Genomic DNA, 22,317 nt, shown 5'->3' on the forward strand with positions numbered 1-22,317 from the left:
TCCATAATAGGATGACTAAATTAGAACAAAATAGATGAATATATTAGTACTAGGCTCTGGAGGCAGAGAATATGTTTTTACTGAAAAAATTAAGGAAAGCGAGAACTGCGGGAATTTGTTTGTAGCACCAGGTAATGCGGGAACTGCTCAAATTGCTAAAAATATTGATATTAACCCCACCGACTTTGATAATATTGCTGATTTCTGCTTGAAAGAAAATATATCTATGGTAGTTGTAGGACCTGAGGCTCCATTAGTAGCAGGAATTACGGATTACTTTTCTGAAAAAGAAGAATTAAGGAATATCCAAGTAATAGGACCAGGAAAAGAAGGTGCTAATTTGGAGGGGAGTAAAGAATTTGCAAAAAGCTTTATGCAAAGACATAATATCCCAACAGCAGCTTATGCAAGTTTCGAACAAGCTACCTTATCAGAAGGACTCAATTACTTAAAATCTTTAAATCCACCATACGTACTGAAAGCAGATGGACTTGCAGGTGGAAAAGGAGTGGTAATCTGTGAGAATTTAAAAACTGCTGAAAAAACTTTAACAGAAATGCTTCAGGACAAAAAATTCGGTGAAGCTAGCAGTAAAGTAGTTATTGAGGAATTCCTGAATGGTATAGAATTATCCGTATTCGTTTTAACTGATGGCAAAAATTATAAAGTTTTACCAGCTGCTAAAGATTACAAAAGAATAGGAGAAGGTGATACTGGCCTAAATACTGGAGGAATGGGAGCTATTTCGCCAGTGAAATTTGCTGATGCTGATTTCATGCAAAAAGTAGAATCTAAAATCATAAACCCTACAATAAAAGGCTTAAAGAAAGATAAAATTAATTATCAAGGTTTTATTTTTATTGGCTTAATGAATGTGGCAGGCGAACCTTATGTTATTGAATATAATGTAAGAATGGGAGATCCTGAAACCCAGGTAGTATTAGCCAGATTAGAAAGTGATCTTTTGAAGTCATTTGAAAGTTTAAGATCTAAATCACTACATAAGGAAGAATTTAAAATAAGTGATAATACAGCAGCAACTGTTGTATTAGTAGCAGGAGGATATCCTGAAAGTTATCAAAAAGGCAAAGTCATAAAGGGACTTAATGAAGTTGAAAATGCTAAAGTTTTCCATGCAGGCACCTCTTCTAAAGATGGAGAAGTAGTAACAGCGGGTGGAAGAGTATTAGCCATTACAGGCATGGGTGAAGATTTAAAATCAGCCCTAAAGAAGGCCTATGATGGTGCTAATAAAGTTTGCTGGGATGACATTTATTACAGAAAAGATATTGGCCAAGATTTATTGGCTCTAGAATAGAGATTAATGAATATCCCTCTACTTGTCTTTTGAGGAAAAGGTATTCAGAATAATCAATGTATAACACTGCATTAAGCAGTTAAAAATAAAATATAGTATGGGATGCTCATCATGTGGTACTAAAAATAAAGAAGGAGCCACTAGTGGTTGCCAGAACAATGGAGGTTGTAGCACGGGAGGATGTAATAAAATGAATTCTTTCGATTGGTTGTCCAATATGGATTTCCCTAATTATGATAACTTCGATGTAGTTGAAGTTAAATTTAAGGGTGGTAGAAAAGAATTCTTTAGGAATATACATAATCTTGACTTAGTAACAGGCGATCCAGTGGTGGTGGATGTCCCAAATGGACACCACATTGGTTATATTTCTATGCAAGGCGAGTTAGTACGCTTACAAATGCAGAAGAAAAAAGTTAAGAATGATGATGAAATAAAAGCCGTTTACCGTGTTGCTACTGATAAAGACCTTGAAAAATGGTATGAAGTCCAGAACAGGGAAATGCCTACTATGTACAAGGCAAGAGAAGTTATTCAAGAGCTTAAATTAAAAATGAAGCTCTCTGATGTTGAATATCAAGCTGATAATTCGAAAGCAACCTTCTTTTACTCAGCTGAAGAAAGAGTTGATTTCCGTGAATTAATCAAAAAACTTGCTAGCGAATTCAAAATCAGAGTTGAGATGAGACAAATCTCCTTACGTCAGGAAGCTGGCAGATTAGGGGGTATTGGAAGTTGTGGAAGAGAATTATGTTGTAGCACTTGGCTTACAGACTTTAAAAGTGTTTCTACTAGCGCAGCCAGATATCAAAACCTGTCTTTAAACCCAAGTAAGTTATCTGGTCAATGCGGAAGGCTTAAATGTTGTCTTAATTATGAGCTAGATACCTATATGGATGCATTAAGTAACATCCCTGAGGTGGAAAAGCCAATTCAAACTAAAAAAGGCACTTTGACTCTTCAGAAGACTGACATATTCAGGAAAATTATGTGGTTTAGTTATTCTGAAGACAATATTTGGCATCCTGTAAAAGTAGAAAGGGTAAGCGAAATTATTGCACTGAATAAACAAGGTGAAAAACCAGACACTTTGATGGAAGACGTGCTTGAAATTGAAGACTCAGTGCAGATTAATAGCGATTTAATAAAACTAGACCGGAAGTTTACAAAGCCCAAAAAGAAAAAGAAGAAAAGCGGAAAATTCAGACCAAATAAGGTGAAAGCTGTAGAAAAGACTATAAACCAAACCAATAAAGACAAGTCTCAAGCGAAACCTAAAAAACATAAAAACAAGAAAAAGTTTAATAAAAACAGAAACCCACAAAATAAAAATAAGAAAGATTGATGAGGTTTATTTATATTATTTCAGCCATAATATTATTCACTTCGGCTTGTACTGAAGATAGATATTTTGAGGAAAATATTGATTTCACCGACAGAAGTTGGAATATGCAGGATTCCGTTCTATTTCAATTTGAAATTGACAGTATAGAACTCCCCTACAGAGTTAAACTCAATTTAAGAAACACAATGGATTATCCCTACAGGAATATATATGTCCAATATTATCTAAAAGATTCAAGTGAAATTCTAAATGAAAATCTTCAAAATATAAAGCTATTTGAAGCCAAAACAGGAAAACCTTTTGGTGATAGACAAAGTGAAATATATTCCCATCAATTATTAATTCAGGATTCCGTTTATTTCCCCAAAAAAGGAAAATATACTATTCAACTAGAGCAATATATGCGTGAAAAAGAATTAGAAGGAATAGTTTCTGCGGGAATTAAGATTGAGCAATTAAAATAATTTGATTGCTTTATCTTTATTATATTTAATACTCGATTATCCTTTCAGAGTTTTATACTTTTCAAATTCTTCCAAAATTCTGGAAGCAATTTCATAATCACTAGATCGTTGAACAAAGGCTTCATCCAAATCAAGATATTGAATAAAATCTGTTAACTCATCTCCTTTTAAACCGGTTAAATCTTGAACTAATCCAGAATTATACTTTTTACTATTTTGAATAGCATTACCCTGATTGGCAACTGTCTGGTAATACTTTAGCTTTTCTTTATGAGACTTACTTAATTTCTTTACTATAAAGGAAATGGGTTTATTAATAGCATAGCCAAGTGAATTAGTATAGCTAGGGTCATAATTTTTAGGAATTTTTGACATAGGTTTATTAGGTTTCATTCCATATGGTACAAAAGCATCATCCTCAACAACTCCCATATCTACAATTTTCCTACGAAAATCTGATTCTGTTTCAGGCATATTACTGACCCTTACCTCATCTAATTGAATATTTGCTTCGCTTAATACAATTTTCAAATATTTCTGATCCCCTACAATTAATTGCTTTGTATTATAATTGATATTTGAAACTACTAAAGTATCTCCTTTATTAACAGCTAATTTGAATTCTCCTACATCAGTTGAGATTGCCATTATATTTGCACTAATATTCACAATGTGGGCTCCTGAGATAGCTTCACCAGATTCGGATAAAACGATACCATTATGATCTTGAGCAGTAATTGCCGTAGAAAAACTAAATAACAATATGAAAAGTAAACTTAATCGCATTAACTCTAAAAACGTATTTAATTTAAGACTATTATATAAATTAAATTCAAAATGTAAAATCCTAATCCTTAAACTTTTCTAATTTATATTCCTTAAACGAATTAATTATCAATAAGGTAATTTCGTAATCTGAAGCTTCCAAAATATATTTGTTATTAAGATTTAAATAACTCATAAAGTCCATTAAATCTTCACCTTCCAAAGCTGTCAGTTTATGGATTAGTTCCTTATTATATTTTTTATCAATTATAATACGATCATCAGATGTGGCCTTTAACTCATAGTATTCCATTTTAGATTGGTATTTTTTATCGAACCTCTTTCTAAAATAAGACAATGGAAGTGTAAATGAGGGATTAAAATCTTCATCAGCCCCAAACTCTAAACCGGACTCTTTCTCGAATTGCTTTGGTATCTCTCCCATCGGCTTAGCAGGTGTTACTCCGAATGGGATGAATTTTTCATCAGTTTTTACTTCTGTTTTTAATATTTTCCTTTTAAAAGCAAATTCATCATTAGGTAAATTATAAACTTTAATTTCATCTAGTTGAGTAACTTCTTCATCTAGCTCAATATTTTGAAAGGATAATTGTTTTACAACAACTAATTTAGATTGATAGGATATGTGAGAGATAATTAAAGTATCACCAATTGAAGCCTCAATTTTAAACTTCCCCTCCTTAGTTGAAATAGACTGTGTATTGGTATTTATATTTCTTAAATGGGCACCAAATATTGAAGAATAATTATCAGCATCATAAACTAAACCTGAAATCTGACTTTGACTAAGTACAACTTGACTAAAAATTAAGATTAGGTTGATAGTAAAAAAGATACGCATGTAACTGCAAACGCATCTCTTATGTTATTATTACTCACTTGACCTATCCAGTAATCGTTTATCTATAGTTTTGGTGGTTTTTGCACCCAACTCTCTCAAGATTTCTGTCCTTCTGATAAGATTCCCTTTACCCTCATATAGCTTCTTCATAGCATCAGAATAACTATTTTGAGTAGTTTTAAGATTATTACCCACTTTTAGTAAATCATCTGTGAAATTAGTAAACTTATCATATAAGGCTCCTGCCTGAGTAGCAATTTCTATCGCATTTTTATTTTGAAGATCCTGTTTCCAGATATAGGATATAGTTCTCAATGTGGCCATCAATGTGGTTGTACTAACCAATACGATATTCCTATCTAATGCTTTTTCATATAAACTGTGGTCTTCTTTTAAAGCAATAGTTAAAGCAGGTTCATTTGCAATAAACATTAGTACATAATCAGGTTGATTGATATCATATAAGTTTTGATAGTTCTTATCTCCTAATGTTTTGATATGGGTATTAATGCTATCTAAATGATTTTTAAGAAACCTAGCTCTTTGAGTATCATCATCAGCATCAAAATAATTACTATAAGCCGTTAAGGATACTTTTGAATCCAATACCAAATACTTATCATCTGGCATTTTAATGATATAATCTAGCCTTTGGTTGGAGCCTTCTTCATTTTTATAGTTTTTCTCTTTTTCATAATGAACATCCTTTTGAAGTCCAACTTTTTCTAAAATAGCTTCCAGTTGCATCTCACCCCAATTACCTTGAGATTTTGAATCACCCTTTAATGCTTTAGTTAAATTTTCAGCTTCTTTTGTAATCTGCTGGTTCAATTCTTTCAAAGAAGATATTTGTTCTTTAAGTGCACTGTTCCAAACTAAGCTGTCTTTATTACTTTTCTCAACCTTCTCTTCAAACTTTTCAATACGTTCTTTTAGTGGATTTAATAGCTCTCCTAAATTCGTTTTATTCTGATCTGTGAATTTCTTGCTCTTCTCTTCAAAAATTTCTTGAGCTAGATTTTTAAACTCATTTTTAAATTGTTGTTGTAGTTCAGCTAGTTCAGCTTTATGTTCATCTAACTTAATTTTAAGATTTTTATAATCTGATTCAACAGTGGATAATTGTCTATTTAACTGTACATTTTTTTCTCTTTCTTTGCTATGAGCATCTTTTTCTTCTTTTAATTCAGCGTATAAGTTCTCTTTTTGGCTCATGGCAACGGAAAGATCCGTTTGCAGCTTTTGTTTTTCATTATTTATCTGATCAATTTCAGCACTATTATTATTTTGGGATTTTAGGATAAAGTAAGCTAATACTCCTCCAATTACTAAACCAATTACAACTGCAATAATTTCCATAAGAATCCTAAGCTAGATTTCAATAACAAAATTAAGTATTCCAATTAAATGACCAGTGTGAAAATAAATTAAAAGACAAAAAAAAAGCCGGATAAACCGGCTTTTCTATATCATGATATTTTCAATTAATTCAATACAAAACGGATAGGTATAACTCGCTGAGAACGAACTGCTCTACCTCTTTGTCTACCTGGCGTCCATTTTGGAGAGTTTTTCACCACTTCCACGGCTACTTCATCACAACCTCCACCAATTCCTTTAACGGCAGTAACGTCTGTTAATGAACCATCTCTCTCGATCACGAACTGAACGTAAACTACACCTTCAATACCCATACGCTGTGCTTGTCTTGGATATTTATCGGCAAGTTCGTTACCTACATAATCGTAGAAAGCTTGAATACCACCTTGAGGCTCCGCTTGTTGCTCAACAATCTGGAATACCTTATCAACTTCTTCCTCTTCACCTTCTTCTTCGAAAACGAGATCTTCAATAACTGTCTCTTCAGTCATATCCATATCCAAGTCTAATTCGATATCTTCTTCAATCTCTTCCTCATCAGGAATCTCGATGATTTCAGGAAGCTTTACTTTTGGTGGCGGTGGGGGTGGCTGCTCCGTTGGTGGAATCTCCATGATTTCCTCCATGTCATCATCAACCGTACCTAAATCCATGGCCGGCCCTTCATCGTAAAATTTGTACTCGAAAGCAAAAAACACCAAGGAAATGGAAATAACCAATCCTATATTCAAAAAAAGCGTTGACTTTTTGTTGATGTCTGCTCCCGGATTCTTTTTAAGTTCCATAATTAAACATCGTTTAGATAGTAAAACTATTATTTAATGATTTAAATTCAAATTATACTCTTAATCTTTTCGAATAATTTCAAATTAAATTTTATAAATCAGATAAAATACAAACCATCCTGCAAAAACTCCAACTGAGTTTGCCATTATATCTGTAAACTCCAAACCTCTTTCAGGAATTAAAGTTTGACCTAATTCAATTATCAATCCGTATAAAAAGCTAATACCTGTTGCCAGTATTTCAGCATTATAACGAAAATACAAAAAGGTATATTGTTTGGAAAACCCTAGAATAAAAAGGAAGGTCAGTAATGCAAAAACAATAAAATGAGCAATCTTATCGAAGCTAAGAACATCCCATATATTAGTTAGTGGCATTGACTCCCCTGGCGTTAAACCGATCAATAGTATGAGTAAAAACCAAATAATCCCAAACAGATTATACCTTAAAAACATCCTTACTCTCCAATTAATTCTTTATAATCAGCTGCTGATAATAAAGAATCAACTTGTGATGCGTCAGAAAGCTTTACTTTAATCATCCATCCTTTTTCATATGGGTCTTCATTTACTGATTCTGGTGCATCTTCCAACTCTTCGTTGAATTCTAATACAGTTCCTTCAACTGGCATAAATAAATCAGAAACAGTTTTTACTGCTTCAACTGTACCAAATACTTCACCTTCACCAAGTTCGTCATCTATAGTTTCAACTTCTACATATACAATGTCACCAAGTTCTCTTTGTGCAAAATCAGTAATGCCAATAATAGCAGTATCACCTTCCACTTTAACCCATTCGTGATCTTTGGTGTATTTCAGATTTTCAGGTATGTTCATCCGTTAAATATTTAAATGATTATTAATTAATGTTTCTCAAAATTACACTCTTTTTTCGGATGCAAAAATAATTATTGCAATCCAAATCGAACTTGTACACCAAAGGAGGTATTTGTGGTTGGAAATGAGTTTTGAACCCTCGGTTCATTGAAATTTCTTTGAAAATAAAAATTCAAATTCAATCTATCATTCACTGTATAATTTACCGTTGGTCTTAATTGGAAATTAATTGTACCGTCTACCAATACATTTCGACCATCGTCTAATGTTCTTTGAACTACTTCGGTATCTCTGACAGTAACACTTAATTGCATTGTTAAGTCATTATCAAGAGAAACCGTTCTGCCACGTACTTTGAAAGGTAATGTGAAATTTGGATCTGTAAAGCCTATATCTATTACTATATCATTGCTTTTTTGATCTGTTATTTGAGAAGTTTCTGTACTTAAAGCTACATTTCTCTCCTTTTTGTATTCAAATTTAGCTGTCAGCCTTCCTGAACTTCTCATGCTCACTCCTATTAATGGAGAAAATCTTTCTGAAATTAGAACTTGGCCAATAGTATAAACGGGCAAATAAAATCCGCTATCTGATACTGCTGATGGTAATGGGTAATTATTTTCAATGTTATTACTTAAGTTAAGCTCTTGTTCATCCCCATAAAATGCATTATTAATAAAATTGTTAATGGTTAAAGTAGATACATAAGCATGACTAAGACTTATACTTGGAAAAACCTCTTTAATCGCTTTAATATTTGATAGGCCCTTATAGTCTACTCTCCAATTTGGCAGTGGTAACCGTGGAAACGGATTGGTCTCTATTTCTGAAGCTCCTACTCCTGTGTAAGCAGCCAAAAAAGAAGGAATCAAAATATCCTGATGATTTAATTGATACTCTCCACCATTTTGATTCGCGCTTGATAATCTTTGCCTTAAAACTTCCCTGTTTTCTCTTACTTGTTCAAATAATGGAGAATTATCTACCTCAGTTCTTACAAAAGCAGTATTGATCATATTGTAGCTCATTACAAAATTTCCACTTCTTGTTGGCGTAAGATTTACAAAAGCATCTGCATCATCACTAAATCTAAATAACTCACTGTAATTCTCATTAAGCGTTCTATTTACATCTAATTGGACACTTAAATCTTTTGCCGGTTCTAAGGTAGCCTTAATATCTAGCGTCTTTACAATAGACTGAGTGTAAAAATTAGACTGGGAATTTGATCTTGCTAACCAGTCATTTTCTGCAGCTCTAAATCGTATAGTAGGATCCTGACTTCCTAATATAAATGGTATTCCAGGAGCCGTTAAAGATGAATCTAACCCGAATAAATATGCTCTGTTTCTAAAGCCAGGTAACAATGTACCGCCACGTTCCGAATAGCTTCCAGTAATATTCTTAACTGACATTAATAATTTCAATAAGCCTTTAACAATGGGGGCCCCGGGTTTATTCCAAGTTGTATCTGGCTGATTCGCTCTTCTACGCGGAGGATTATTTATGCTATTCAGGATTTTAACTTTATTGTAAAGCTTATTCATATCTAACCTAGAGTTCAATCCCCATTCACTGCTATTTTGTATGATATGTCCTAAAGTATCAATTTGATTTAAAGATCCAGATGTCCAGTTGAAATCAACTTTATAACGTGCTTCAGCCGAAACCCAATCGGTGAATGGAATTTTTGCTAATGGCAATTGATAACCTGTTACTACCGATTGGTCAAAATTTTTCATTCTACCTAAATTCTGAAGATTAGTTAAAATACTATCGCGTTTTACTTCAGTATTAATCTCTCCGGGAGCCTCATCAATTATAGAAAATGCTCTTGCAGAATAATTGATATTCACATTCTCAGTCAAGTTCCAGTCTAAATTATAAGTTCTATTTAAAGTGAATGATTTCTGAAATTGAGGCTCTATTCCTTCAATACCCAATCTGTCGTTTCTTAATTGTGTTTTAACATAACTTCTATCTAAGTCAGCTCTTAGTCCAAAAGTTGAAGGTAGTGGATTGATATTGATATCCTGGATTAATTTTAAATACGGAGAATTTAGAAAATCAACATTTTTCAATGGTGCGATATTGGCATTTGGAAAACCATAATTATACCCCACTGCCCCTTTGTAATTTCTGGTCTCAAAAGAAGCAGTTTGAAGATTACTTCTATTTATATCGCTATAAGCGTAGGTGAAATCGAAGTTTGAAATGGCAAAAGGTAAAACCAACTTATCGGTTTGCTTTCTTTCTTTCCTAACATTTGTAAAGTTGATACTTCGCCTTACTTCTTGATCAATCACTAAATTCCGGTACTCCTCAGCTTCACTTACTGTTTCAAAACTCTCTATTGCTTGGATTAAAGGAATGTCTGGGTCTCTCGGATCAAAGAAAGGCGTAGCTGTAAAGGTTTGATAGCCTAAATAAGCTGGGATTTTTATTCCTGATTCATCCCCAAAGAATTTGCCTAAGCTAATATTAGCTGAAACATCATAGGCTTCAGTAGTTTCTCTTGTTCTTTGCGCAATATTTTGTTCAATTCCTCCGAAGCCTACTGTTGAATAATTTGTACCTAATGTAATATTAGCAAAATCAGCTAATTTAGCATTTAAGGTAGCATTGGCAGCCCATCCGTTAGTTTGATCAAAGTCTGTTACTCTCATCTCATTTGCCCAAACACAAACGTCTTTTGGTAAAGTACTTCCCCCATCAGGGTTTCTGATACCTATCATAATGGTTTGAACGGAACTCATATCGGGCCTACCTCTTACCGTTAATGTGTATTTACCCACTTGCTCTGAATAAGGAAGAAGAATATTTTGATTTCCTAATACTCGGTTCCTTCTTGATTTAAGTCTATATAATTCATTAATATCCAGATCAATTTCATTTTCTAAAGGCCAGATTTCACGAGGATCAGTAGTTTGATAAGGCGTGACTTTTAAGGGGAGTTCGATCTCATAGTAGTTATCATCAAAATCAGTTCCCAATCTTACAAAAGCAGTAACATCATCATCATTTACATTAGCTCCCTGTGCATGAAGGAATAATTTTAATGTGTTATAGTTCACTAAATCAAAATTCACATTTTTGAATGCCGCTACTGCTTTTCCATCTTCCAAATCATCTACACAGAGCTGTACTGATTTTTCATTTTGACGAACAGGATTCGCTACAGCCGCAATATCTTGATCTCGGGTAATTCCAGGTGGTAATTGATAAGGTACCTTACCTGGACCATTTTCCGAGTTGGCTTCAATACTTACTGCAGATATCACTAAGTTGGAAGGCTTTTGCTCTGGAGTTTCAATTATTCCTGATCTTGACAAAGATCCATTATATTTTCTCCATTGAGAACCTACCAATCGGAAATCAGCCATTCTTAACACTACCGGTTGTTCAAAATCTGTCAAAAGAGTTCTGATATAGCGAATAGTTTTAAATCCTTGAATTTCCCCTTGAATTCTAGTTGGGTTCCTTACGGGTATTCTAAATAGATACCATTTCACATTTTCATTTTCACTTGATGCAGTTACTTCATCTACAATCAATGGGTTATTCGCTACATTTAATGTGGATTGTCTTAAATCCACTTCATATTCGTAATATTCTTCTAGAGTAGAAACTGTTCTATCATTATTTAAATCTTCAGAATCTGGGTATCGGCTTCCTGAAGGATTAAAACTTCCTTCACCACTACTAGCAGGAGTGTTTCCTTCCATATTACTGAAATTTTTATATCTTTCTACTATTGGCGCTTGTTCTGCATCAAATTCATCGCCCAAGAAATACCTGAAATTATCAGCAGATATATCACTGAGAATTCTGTTTTTAGCCTCATCAGATATCGATGAATTACTATTAATCTCGTTTACAAAATCACTATAAAATTCTTCCTCTTGATCATTTCTCACCCCATCTAAACCTACATCTTGATTTTCCCTTGCATCAGGATCCGTTGAGAATACATCTGTTATCGGTGCATTAGAAGGTACTCTTGCCTCTTCTGTAATGTCCACTTCAGCAGTATTATCATAATTTGCAGGTAATCCATTTTCATAGGCTAGCTTATTATCGGGTAAAATATCTTCTGAGACACTCCCCAGATTAAAGTACAATTTACCTCCTGTTGTATTATTAGTAGCATCTTCAGTTCCATCATCCACCACACCTCTTTCTGTTTCAATGAATGGATCAAGTAACCAAAATTCAATGTATTCAATATTATTTTTATCAAAATCAACCTCAGAAGTAATGGCTCTGGTAATACCTGCCCAGTTTTGTCTAGGATTTTTTAGCCTACCCTCAGCAGTTAAATCAGAATTGAAGTTATACATACCACGCTCTTCTGGGAAGTAAGCCAAGTCGAATGTCTGTTGGGCGTTGATTCCAATGTTCTGATCCCTGTTTTTATAAATTTCTTGTGCGGGTACATATCTAGCGTAATGATTTTCCTTTGCCTCATCAGTTAATTCGGGTATATTTTGCCCACTTCTATTATAAAAACTTAAATCGATGTTATACCAAGCTAGCTTAGCTCTTTTCTTATTAGCTCCCCATTTACCTTGTCCAAAAAAACGATTGTCTTGTGTAGCTGGAGTGGCTGCCATATTCCAACTCACAAAATCACTTCCGAGATTATTAACCGTTACAGATTGCTCAAAATCATCTAAGTAGGCTGTACCTTCACCATCCACCTGACTACTAGTACCCGGTATTAATTGGGCAAACTCTCCTCTAAAAGTTAAAGAAGAAGGCACTTTGGTATCTATAAAAGGAATGAAATCGACCATTTTGGTTAAAAATGGAACTTCATCATTATAATTTAAATCCACACCCCATTTGGTATTACTAGATGGTTCTGAACCTATTGTATATCGCGATACTCCCAATGGCCTTTGGGTATGCCTTAAGACAGTAGCTCCAACATTAAATTTATCACTTACTACATAATCGAAACGAGTACCTATTAATGTTTTAGACTGGAAATTAAACATATCCTCAGTTTCGAAGTCAATATCCAAATCTCTTCCTGAGTTCAAAATACCTTCATTCAATATGATAACTCTGCCTAAATTATAATCTACGCGATAATCAATTCCCTCTTGAAGAGGAGTTCCCCCGGCACTAACTCTAACAGAATTCTCAGCTATATTTAATCCAGGAAGTGCAATTTCAGTAGAAGAACCACTTTCATATTGCCCTTTAATAAAAAATTTATCTTTGGAAGTAAGCTGCTGAGCATCATTTTTAGTAGACTCATAAAGCGTATTAAAAACATATTTACTTTTAAAGGTTTGCTCATCATCCCTAAACTGCTGATCTAAACTGCTTCCGAATGGCTCCAATACTGGAAATATAATTTTTCCTTCTTGCTCATTGATAGTAAGTCCATTTATATAATCGAAATTTCCATCAGGTTGCGGATCATTATTTTGATTTAAGCTATCCAAATTGAACAGTCTTAATAATGGAATATCTCTTAATGAGCTTTCATGAAGACTAGGATTATCTTGACCAGTTCTATCATCACGATAGATGATTCTAAGTTGAAATCCTTCTTGGCTTATCTGATTTCCTTGAAGGTTGTAGATGTTTTTCATCATCAAATCCCAGCTAGGAACATCCACATTGATTTTTGACGGTCTTAATAGTTTTAATAATACTACTTCATCATCCGAGCGGCTACCATAATTTTCAGCCATTTCCCCTACTTGATAGCGCTGCCCATTATAAGTATACTCATAGGCAACAGCTAGCATCTCATCATTTTGAAGTTGTCTTCTTAAAGAAAGATACCCCAATTCCTTATTAAAATTATACTCCGTAGCATCTAGCTTTCTCGCTACGTTAATAATTTCATAATCGACTGTTCTAGCTAATTCTGGACTTGAGGTTTCTAAGGAATTAAGGAAATTATCATAGCTTTTATTGTAAGTATTGATTTCCTCCCATAGTCCGTTCGCATCATTATCTGTGGGACTATTATTAGGTGTGCCAGAATTTAAGTATTGCAATTGGTTGGTATTATTAGGATTTGCTTCTCCCAAATCCATAAAAGCAGCAATTGATCGAAGATTTTGAGTATTTTGATTTCTATTTAGTATATAGACCTCTACCCTTCTAATATCTAAGCTGGAATTAATTCGAGGCAATCCATTAAGCCATCTCTCGTAATTATTTCTGAAAAAATGCCCTAAAAAGAAATGCCTATTTTCATCATAATCAGATGATCTCACCTGGAACTCTTGCCTTTGTGCCCCTCCTTCTACTTTTACGCTTTCTGCTTTTCCTCTTTGAGTAGATGCTACACTAGTTACAAACAAATGACCAAATTGCATTTGAGTTTTAACTCCAAAAAGGTTTTGTGCTCCTGACATTAAAGAATTATTGACTGGCATACTCACATTACCGATCTCAATTTTCTTTAAAATCTCTTCTTCATATCCAGTATATTCAACTTTTAAGTCATTTTGGAAATCAAAAGAGTTGTTATTTGCAAAATTTGCTGTTACAGCTAACTTCTCTCCTACTTTCCCTACTGCATTCATATTGATTTGCTGATCGAATTCAAAGCTAGAATATCGTTGCTGCTGAACGGGCAAGTTTGGATTTTCATTTTTAGTAAATCGGCCTCCAAAATCAAGAGTAATAAAACCATTTGGAATGAGCTCAACAAAACTACCCCCAAAAATTCGATCAAATACAGGACTTACATACAAAGGCGGAATCAAAGAACGGCCACTTAATGCGCTTTCGCCATCTAAACCTAAAGATCTTTCCTTCCAATATTCTTTTAAAATTCGATCATCTTGATAATTGGAAAACTCCTGAAATGACATAGAAGATGTTGGTCGGAAATCTATATCACCTATAGTTTCATAAATGGAATAATTAAAACCTGTATCAATTTCAACGTCTACATTTAATGCCGCAGGGTCTTCCAATAGTAATGGACTATTCCCTAAATCATTAGAAAATGGATCACCGTATCTATCTTGCGCCTGATAAGTAGGTCTTCTACTGGGTTGATAGTTACGTACACTATCTACTTTAGTAGTATCAGATTTAACAGTGTCTTGTTGCTGCTGAACTTCCTGAAACAATTCAAATGAATGCTCGTTTGAATTAGCGTATAGGTATATCTGTCCTACTATTAAGAATAGGAAAAAGAGTACTGTCCGTAAAAGAAGTTGAAAGCTCCTACTTTGCAAAATACAATTTAGTTTAAGCTGATTTTAAGGCTTGCTTTATTAATTGCTCTAAAGTAATATTTTCCTTATTAGCTTGCAATATCTTATCAATAACCTTTTCAGCAGAATTTTTAGCGAATCCTAAATTTATCAATGCTGATAACGCTTCCTTGCGCAAGCTATTGTTTGAAATAGTAGAAGTTTGAGCAGATTCAGTAATTAAATCTTCTTTTTTATATCGATCTTTTAATTCAAGAATTACCCTCTGGGCTGTTTTTCCTCCAATTCCTTTAATCGATTGAATTTGTTTTACATTTTCAGCTACAATTGCTGACTTAATTTCATTAGGATTCATAGCGGAAAGCATCCCAATTGCTGTGGATGGGCCTATTCCTGAAATCCCAATCAAATCTAAAAATACGGCTCTTTCTTCTGGCAGAAAAAAACCATATAAAGTTTGAGCATCTTCTTTTACATGGAAATGTGTTAATACGCGGGCTTCCTTTTGACTTTTGAAAGCATCATAGGCAGAAAGCGGAATATTAACATGATAACCTACCCCCCCAACTTCAATGATGAGGTGAGTAGGTTCTAATTCTATTATTTGGCCTTTTAAAAATGATATCATGATTTCATCCTATTCTGATGGTCTTGAGCATCTACTACAGAAATAGCTACCATATTCACAATTTCACGAATAGAACTGCCAAGTTGTAGAATGTGAACTGGCTTATTCATACCTAATAAAATTGGTCCTATTGCTTCCGCATTTCCTAATTCCATCAAAAGCTTGTAGGCAATATTACCAGAAGCTAGATTAGGGAATATAAAGGTATTAGCCCCTTTTTCGGCCAATTCAGAAAAAGGATAAGTTTCCTTTAATAACTCTTCATTAACGGCTATATTGGCTTGAATATCTCCATCAATAATTAAATCTGGCCACCTTTCTTTTGCTATAGCTCTTGCTTTAGCTGTTTTCTCTGGTATATCACCTTTACTACTTCCAAAGTTAGAATATGAAAGCACCGCCATTCTTGGCTCAAAACCAAAAACTTTTGCTCCTCTGGCAGTTAAACCAATAATCTCCACTAATTCATCTACAGTTGGGTTTGTATTTACTGTAGTGTCTGAGAAGAAGAAAGTTCCCTTTTTGGTAAGTAAGATATACATACCTGCAACTCGCTTTCCTGCCTCTGCTCCAATTATTTCAAGTGCTGGACGGATAGTTTTTGGATAATCCTTAGTTAAACCAGAGATCATTGCATCTGCTTCTCCTAACTCTACCATCATACTACCAAAATAATTTCTTTCACGCATAATTTTGACAGCTTCGTATTGGGTTACCCCCTTACGTTTTCTCTTATTGTAGTAGACTTTACCATATTCCTCTCTTTTCTTGTCATCAATGTAATTATCAATGATTTTTACATCGTGTAAGTCTAGTTGATGCGTCTTAATTAAGGATTCAATTTTCTGCTTATTTCCTAAAAGAATTGGTTCAGCAATACCCTCATCTATTACCATTTGTACCGCTTTGAGTATGTTGGCATTATCCGCTTCAGCAAAAACTACTCTCTTAGGATCTTTTTTAGCAATGGTTAAAATTCTATTCATCAACTTCTGATCAACCCCAATTCTCTTTTGTAAATCTACATCATATTGAGACCAATTAGTGATTCTAGTTTTAGCCACTCCAGAATCCATTGCAGCTTTTGCAACTGCAGGTGAAATAGTAGTAATCAATCGAGGATCCAGCGGTTTTGGAATTAAATACTCTCTACCAAATACAATCTTTTGATCATCATATGCTTTATTAATCAATTCTGGAACTGGCTGCTTTGCCAATTCAGCAATTGCATAAGCAGCCGCTAACTTCATTTCTTCATTTATGGCTGTTGCTCTAACATCCAATGCCCCTCTAAAAATATATGGGAATCCGATCACATTATTCACCTGATTAGGATGATCAGATCTTCCTGTAGCCATAATAATATCTTTTCTTGCAGACATTGCTTCTGCATAAGGAATCTCTGGATCAGGATTAGCTAGGGCAAATACAATTGGATTATCCGCCATGGCTTTTATATGACTTTTGTCAATAACATTTCCTGCAGAAAGTCCCAAAAATACATCGGCTCCTTTCATTGCATCCTTCACATCATTGATATCTGATTTATCCTGAGCAAATAGTTTTCCCATCTCACTCAAGTCATCTCTGTCTTTAGTAAGTAAGCCCTTTCTGTCAAACATATAAATGTTTTCAAGCTTAGCACCTAAGGAATTATATAGTTTTGAACAAGATATAGCAGCTGCTCCTGCACCTAATACAACAATTTTGATGTCTTCAATTTTCTTATCAACTAACTCCAATGCATTGATTAGTGCAGCACCCGATATGATAGCCGTTCCATGCTGATCATCATGCATGACAGGAATATTCATTTGTTCCTTTAATGCGGTTTCAACTTCGAAGCATTCGGGAGCTTTTATGTCCTCTAAATTGATCCCACCAAAAGTAGGCTCTAAGGATTTTACGATTTCAATAAGCTTTTTAGGATCTTTTTCATTGATTTCAATATCAAATACATCAATTCCAGCAAATTTTTTAAAAAGTACTCCTTTCCCCTCCATTACAGGTTTTGAAGCATCCGGACCAATATCCCCTAATCCTAATACTGCTGTACCATTTGATACTACGCCTACTAAATTTCCTTTAGCAGTATATTTATAAGCATTTTCACTATCTTTTTCAATCTCCTTACAAGGTTCAGCAACCCCAGGAGAGTAGGCCAATGCTAAATCAGATTGAGAACTTAACATTTTTGTAGGTACAACCTCAATTTTACCTGGAGTACCCTGCATATGATAATTTAAAGCATCTTGCTTACGAACTTTTTTAGCCATAATAGTAATATAAAATATCAGAAATGACTCAATTGAATTTGAAAAATATATCCAATTGAATAAGTATAAAATTATTTAGAATTGCCTACTTCGATAGTAGGTTTAAATGGATTAATCCTCTATACTTTCAGGAAATTTAGCGGTACCCATAATTGCTTTTAATTTACGCATGGATTCACGCTTTGATTCTCCTGGAGCATCAAGATAGCCTTCCATAAAGTACAAATCACCGGAGTCTTCATTTGCAAATAAATAACCTACAAAAGCACCCCCACGAGAATTATCGGAATACTTCCATAACCCTCTCGTTCTTAATGTGTAGTTATTATTTAAATTGATTGTATCTATCACAAATTCTACTTCATCCTGACTGGTTAAGTATAAATCAGGTATGTCTTCATCTGTGATATACTTTTGTCCTAATTCATTTCTTAAAGATTTAATATTAGCGGGGTCAAAAATTGATTCATCCGTATAAGGCATTTTTACAATCCAGATATTAAATTCTTCATCATTGCCCAATTCTCTTAGCCAAACAAAATCATCTTGTTTGATTGCAATATCGAATCCTGCTGGAATCATTAACTCAAGATTTAAGGAATCCTCAATATAATTCATAATCCCCTTCTGAGCTGTTTTCTTATAATTTGAAATTAATCTTTCTGCTTCCTTATCATTGAAAAACTCTTTAATTCCATCACGGTTAGCTTTTATATTCTTGATTAATTCTTTCTCATTACGACCAAATAAATACAATACCTCTTGACCACGAGCATAAACGTCTTCTTGATTAAAAGAGAAAAGGTTTGGATTTTGCTCAATTTGATTCAATGAGTTTTCAGTAAAATACTTTTTCATGTATTTCCCTTCCGGCTTATTATTATCTAGAGTTGCCACAAACATCAAATTCTGTGAGGCTTTGAAGACACTATTAAATTTACTCGGATCTACAGGTTTTAGATCATAAAGGGCTTCATCTTGTGGTAGAACTTCAACTTTTGACACAAGAATTTCTCTTAATAAATTTCCTAGTTCACCATCCCAAAGGCTAGGTGGTATTACTAATATTACTTCTCCTGATTCACCTCTTGCCTTTTGCATAGTGGAATTTTCACTTTTCTCACCAGCTTTTTTATCATTATTACATGAGAAAATAAAAAGAGATAGTAATACTATTAAAAATAGATTATATGATTTTTTTAATAAGTGCATAATGAAAGTTTTTATGAATTTTCTTTAATCTTAAGAATCTGTCCGGGCTTAATCCCATTACCCTCCAAATTATTCATTTTTTTCAACTTCTCTACCGAAAGACCTTCAAATTTTCTGGAAATATCCCATAAGGTATCTCCGTATTGAACTCTATATTGGCCAGATTTAAGTGCTACCCTCTGGCTATTTAAGTTATTCTGGCTTGCTGCTTTTAATTGCATATTCACATTATCATAAAAGCCATCCTCAATCCAAATATTTAAGTTTTGTCCTACTCTGATTGTAGTTCCTCTTATATTATTCCATTGCTGAATATCCCCTATTCTGACATTATAAGTTTGAGCAATTTTACCGAGAACATCTCCTGGCTTCACCTTGTAAGCTAGCTTTTGTCTTCCATAAGTACTCCCTAATTCATTTCTTGCTAATCGTTCAAAATGCTCTTTTCCTTGACTCGCAAACTTCATGATCTCATCGAGATGGGAATCAACAAATTCTTTTTGATCAGAAGGGATTCTTAATTGATAACTTGCGTGATGATCAGAAATAGCTCCATGCTTCAATTCAGGATTAAGCTCATTTAAAGTTTCTAGGCAAATACCACTATGCTCTGCAAATAAAGATAGATTTAAAAATTCATTTATGGTTACAGTGGAGTATTCTGGCAAATATTCATACTCATCAATAAATAAATTATGCTCCTCTAAGTAATTCATACTGTACATAATGGCTATAAATTGAGGAACATATGACCGGGTTTCTCTATATAAATAAGGGTATATTTCCCAGAAGCTTTTTTTATACCCACTTCTTCTGATGGCTTTTCTAACATTACCTGGGCCTGTATTGTAGGCTGCAAGGGCTAATTGCCAATCATTATAAAAATATTTGTAAAGAAATGATAAATAACGACAAGCAGCATCAGTGGATTTTTCCATATCCATCTTTTCATCCATGTACCAGTTTTCATGTAGTCCATAATCTAATCGTCCTGTAAGAGGCATAAATTGCCACAAACCAACTGCTCCAGCTGGTGATTCAGCTTTTGGATTTAAACCAGATTCTACAATTGCTAAATATTTCAACTCTTCAGGCAAATCGTATTGCGCTAAATATTTCTCAATCATAGGAAAATATTTGGTCTGCAGTTTAGCTACTTTTCTAGTATAATCTCTATCAGTTACAGTAAAGTAATTGATAAATGAGTTAACTATACTATTGTAAGTTAGGGGGATTTCATTTTCAATGGAGGAAAGTCTTTCCTGAATAATTTCATTATTGAATTCAGGAATAAATTCGTATTCATGATTTAAAACAATCAAACTATCTGAAACAGAATCCATTTGAATTTCAATAGTATCTGATTCCTCAATACTATCTGCTTGTTGTAAATTCATTTGATATGCTTCTACATTCAAAGAAGTGCACATCAAAAAAAGCACAGCGATATATTTACTGACAATCTTCACCCACATATTAATAAAATTAGGAATTCATCAGATAATTAGAAAATGCATACAACTCATTTTCTTTAAAAACATCAGTCATCACCTGAAGTCCAATCGGCATGTTTGATTTATCTCTACCATTTGGAATCGAAATAGCTGGTATACCTGATACATTAGCTTGAACGGTAAAAATATCTTCCAAGTACATCTCCGCAGGATTATCTCGATCAGAATTAAGTGGAAATGCGGTACTTGGAGTCGTTGGCATTATGATAAAATCATATTTTGAAAGAATATCTCGAGTTTCATCTCTAATTATTCTTCTTACTTTTTGTGCTTTTGTGTAGTAAGCATCATAATAACTAGCTGACAGCACAAAAGTGCCTAGCATAATTCTTCTCTTAACTTCCTCTCCAAATCCTTGAGTTCTAGAAAGCTTATACATGCTTTCCATATTATAGGCTTCTGGGGCTCTATATCCATATCGGACGCCATCAAAACGAGATAAGTTTGAACTTGCTTCAGCTGTTGTTAATATATAATAAGTTGGTAGAACATAATCTAAATGAGGAAATGTGACCTCCTCAACTTCATGCCCTTGTTCTGTTAGCCAGTTTAACTTTTCTAAGGTTGAGTTTTTAATTTCTTCTTGAAGGGCTTCATTTTCAATTGTTTCTTTTATAAAAGCAACTCTAGCCTTTTGATTAAAAGATAATTGCTTTGAATATTCAGGTACTTCCTTATTAGAAACGGTACTGTCATAATCGTCTGAACCTGAAATGACTTCAAGAATAAGAGCATTATCTTCAATGTTCTTTGAGAACACTCCGATGCAATCGAAGGAAGAAGCAAATGCTATTAATCCATATCTAGATACTCTAGAATAGGTAGGTTTAATGCCGACAACACCACAGAATGCTGCGGGTTGCCTAACTGAACCACCCGTATCGGTACCTAAAGCAGCCATGCATAAACCTGCTTGAACTGAAACAGCTGATGCCCCTGAAGAACCTCCTGGTACTTTTAAATTATCATCAGCATTTAATGTAGGACCGAATGCTGAATTTTCATTTGAAGAGCCCATTGCAAATTCATCACAATTCTGTGATCCAATAATGATGGCATCCTCGTCTAAAAGTCTTTGAACTGAAGTAGCGGTGAATTGAGATTCAAAACCTTCTAATATTTTAGATGCAGAACGAACTTCTTTATTCTTCTGCACTAGAACATCCTTAATACCTATCACTAATCCGAATAGCTTGCCTAAAGATTGACCAGAATCTATTTTATTCTGTAATTCTTGAGCTTTCGAAATAGCTTCAGAATGGTAAACATCAAGAAAAACATTAAGATGTTTATTCTCCTCTATTGATTTAAGATAATGTTCTACAACTGAAACAAGGGTATAGCTCCCCTCCCTCAGCTCATTCTGAAGCTGCTGTAGACTGTGATAGGTCTCCAATATTATTGGTCTTTAGTATTGCTACTTTGAGTGCTATCAGTTTTAGAGGTAGTGTTGTGAGAAGTACCTCCGTCTTCAATATTATCTTTAATTTCTGTAGTAGCATCCTTAAATTCTCTGATACCTCTACCTAAACCTCTAGCTAAATCAGGTATTCTTTTAGCACCAAAAAATATTAAAATTACTAACATGATTAAAAGGATTTCCCATCCTCCTATACCACCTAAAAATGCAAATACTGTGTTCATTGCTTGTTATATTATAAATGTAAATGTAAAGTTAAAGAATAATTGATTGCCTAACCAACCCCTTATCAAAAATTGAGTAATTCTATTTC

At 33.9% G+C, this 22,317-nt stretch carries 16 protein-coding genes; 3 read left to right on the forward strand and 13 right to left on the reverse strand.

Features of this window, described 5'->3' with window-relative positions; genetic code table 11:
• Nucleotides 1-34: 34 nt before the first annotated feature.
• The 3 genes from purD to QYS47_RS14100 all read left to right on the forward strand — a co-directional run bounded on the left by purD (nt 35) and on the right by QYS47_RS14100 (nt 3,127).
• Nucleotides 35-1,318, forward strand: a complete 1,284-nt coding sequence (purD, locus tag QYS47_RS14090; protein ID WP_322346865.1) for a phosphoribosylamine--glycine ligase — start codon at nt 35-37, stop codon at nt 1,316-1,318.
• Nucleotides 1,319-1,415: 97 nt separating this feature from the next.
• Nucleotides 1,416-2,663 (forward strand): PSP1 domain-containing protein, encoded by a 1,248-nt coding sequence (locus QYS47_RS14095; RefSeq protein WP_308356061.1) that lies wholly within the window; start codon nt 1,416-1,418, stop codon nt 2,661-2,663.
• On the forward strand, nt 2,663-3,127 hold the full coding sequence (locus QYS47_RS14100; RefSeq protein WP_322346867.1) for a gliding motility lipoprotein GldH: 465 nt from the start codon (nt 2,663-2,665) through the stop codon (nt 3,125-3,127). The genes QYS47_RS14095 and QYS47_RS14100 overlap by 1 nt, the downstream gene beginning before the upstream one ends.
• A 36-nt stretch (nt 3,128-3,163) precedes the next feature.
• On the opposite strand, the gene QYS47_RS14105 is transcribed toward QYS47_RS14100, so the two are convergent.
• From QYS47_RS14105 to QYS47_RS14165, 13 genes are all read right to left on the reverse strand, one after another.
• Entirely contained in the window at nt 3,164-3,913 is a 750-nt protein-coding gene (locus tag QYS47_RS14105) for a carboxypeptidase-like regulatory domain-containing protein (protein WP_308356060.1), read from the reverse strand.
• A 61-nt stretch (nt 3,914-3,974) separates the two neighbouring features.
• Nucleotides 3,975-4,754, reverse strand: coding sequence for a peptidase associated/transthyretin-like domain-containing protein (locus tag QYS47_RS14110; RefSeq protein ID WP_322346868.1), 780 nt, complete (start codon nt 4,752-4,754; stop codon nt 3,975-3,977).
• A 30-nt stretch (nt 4,755-4,784) separates the two neighbouring features.
• On the reverse strand, nt 4,785-6,113 hold the full coding sequence (rmuC, locus tag QYS47_RS14115) for a DNA recombination protein RmuC (protein WP_308356058.1): 1,329 nt from the start codon (nt 6,111-6,113) through the stop codon (nt 4,785-4,787).
• A gap of 125 nt (nt 6,114-6,238) precedes the next feature.
• Nucleotides 6,239-6,919, reverse strand: coding sequence for an energy transducer TonB (locus QYS47_RS14120; RefSeq protein WP_302101625.1), 681 nt, complete (start codon nt 6,917-6,919; stop codon nt 6,239-6,241).
• Nucleotides 6,920-7,003: 84 nt separating this feature from the next.
• Nucleotides 7,004-7,297, reverse strand: coding sequence for a VanZ family protein (locus tag QYS47_RS14125; RefSeq protein WP_322346869.1), 294 nt, complete (start codon nt 7,295-7,297; stop codon nt 7,004-7,006).
• A gap of 80 nt (nt 7,298-7,377) precedes the next feature.
• Nucleotides 7,378-7,758 (reverse strand): glycine cleavage system protein GcvH, encoded by a 381-nt coding sequence (gene gcvH, locus QYS47_RS14130; RefSeq protein WP_308356057.1) that lies wholly within the window; start codon nt 7,756-7,758, stop codon nt 7,378-7,380.
• Between the two features lie 71 nt (nt 7,759-7,829).
• Nucleotides 7,830-14,975 carry a T9SS outer membrane translocon Sov/SprA gene (gene sov, locus QYS47_RS14135; RefSeq protein WP_322346870.1) on the reverse strand — a complete coding sequence of 2,382 codons (7,146 nt, stop codon included), beginning with the start codon at nt 14,973-14,975 and terminating at the stop codon, nt 7,830-7,832.
• Between the two features lie 13 nt (nt 14,976-14,988).
• Nucleotides 14,989-15,582, reverse strand: coding sequence for a Holliday junction branch migration protein RuvA (gene ruvA / locus QYS47_RS14140; protein ID WP_308356055.1), 594 nt, complete (start codon nt 15,580-15,582; stop codon nt 14,989-14,991).
• Nucleotides 15,579-17,858 carry an NADP-dependent malic enzyme gene (locus QYS47_RS14145; protein ID WP_322346871.1) on the reverse strand — a complete coding sequence of 760 codons (2,280 nt, stop codon included), beginning with the start codon at nt 17,856-17,858 and terminating at the stop codon, nt 15,579-15,581. The genes ruvA and QYS47_RS14145 overlap by 4 nt, the downstream gene beginning before the upstream one ends.
• Nucleotides 17,859-17,969: 111 nt before the next feature.
• The gene (locus QYS47_RS14150) at nt 17,970-19,070 is read right to left on the reverse strand and encodes a DUF4837 family protein (protein WP_322346872.1); all 1,101 of its coding nucleotides are present in this window, start codon (nt 19,068-19,070) and stop codon (nt 17,970-17,972) included.
• Nucleotides 19,071-19,081: 11 nt separating this feature from the next.
• A complete protein-coding gene (locus QYS47_RS14155; RefSeq protein ID WP_322346873.1) occupies nt 19,082-20,467 on the reverse strand; it encodes a lytic transglycosylase domain-containing protein in 1,386 nt (461 codons plus the stop codon).
• 88 nt (nt 20,468-20,555) lie between these two features.
• A complete protein-coding gene (gatA, locus tag QYS47_RS14160) occupies nt 20,556-21,980 on the reverse strand; it encodes an Asp-tRNA(Asn)/Glu-tRNA(Gln) amidotransferase subunit GatA (RefSeq protein ID WP_322346874.1) in 1,425 nt (474 codons plus the stop codon).
• A 2-nt stretch (nt 21,981-21,982) separates the two neighbouring features.
• Nucleotides 21,983-22,228 (reverse strand): Sec-independent protein translocase subunit TatA/TatB, encoded by a 246-nt coding sequence (locus QYS47_RS14165; RefSeq protein ID WP_322346875.1) that lies wholly within the window; start codon nt 22,226-22,228, stop codon nt 21,983-21,985.
• Nucleotides 22,229-22,317 lie beyond the last annotated feature (89 nt).

The organism is Marivirga arenosa (assembly GCF_030503875.2).
Lineage (GTDB): Bacteria > Bacteroidota > Bacteroidia > Cytophagales > Cyclobacteriaceae > Marivirga > Marivirga arenosa.

Coding starts and splice junctions, on each gene's coding strand:
- gcvH (WP_308356057.1), bottom strand. CDS start 7,758: ATGAACATACCTGAAAATCTGAAATACACCAAAGATCACGAATGGGTT.
- QYS47_RS14100 (WP_322346867.1), top strand. CDS start 2,663: ATGAGGTTTATTTATATTATTTCAGCCATAATATTATTCACTTCGGCT.
- rmuC (WP_308356058.1), bottom strand. CDS start 6,113: ATGGAAATTATTGCAGTTGTAATTGGTTTAGTAATTGGAGGAGTATTA.
- ruvA (WP_308356055.1), bottom strand. CDS start 15,582: ATGATATCATTTTTAAAAGGCCAAATAATAGAATTAGAACCTACTCAC.
- QYS47_RS14150 (WP_322346872.1), bottom strand. CDS start 19,070: ATGCACTTATTAAAAAAATCATATAATCTATTTTTAATAGTATTACTA.
- QYS47_RS14120 (WP_302101625.1), bottom strand. CDS start 6,919: ATGGAACTTAAAAAGAATCCGGGAGCAGACATCAACAAAAAGTCAACG.
- QYS47_RS14105 (WP_308356060.1), bottom strand. CDS start 3,913: ATGCGATTAAGTTTACTTTTCATATTGTTATTTAGTTTTTCTACGGCA.
- QYS47_RS14165 (WP_322346875.1), bottom strand. CDS start 22,228: ATGAACACAGTATTTGCATTTTTAGGTGGTATAGGAGGATGGGAAATC.
- QYS47_RS14145 (WP_322346871.1), bottom strand. CDS start 17,858: ATGGCTAAAAAAGTTCGTAAGCAAGATGCTTTAAATTATCATATGCAG.
- QYS47_RS14110 (WP_322346868.1), bottom strand. CDS start 4,754: ATGCGTATCTTTTTTACTATCAACCTAATCTTAATTTTTAGTCAAGTT.
- QYS47_RS14125 (WP_322346869.1), bottom strand. CDS start 7,297: ATGCCACTAACTAATATATGGGATGTTCTTAGCTTCGATAAGATTGCT.
- purD (WP_322346865.1), top strand. CDS start 35: ATGAATATATTAGTACTAGGCTCTGGAGGCAGAGAATATGTTTTTACT.
- QYS47_RS14155 (WP_322346873.1), bottom strand. CDS start 20,467: ATGAATTTACAACAAGCAGATAGTATTGAGGAATCAGATACTATTGAA.
- QYS47_RS14095 (WP_308356061.1), top strand. CDS start 1,416: ATGGGATGCTCATCATGTGGTACTAAAAATAAAGAAGGAGCCACTAGT.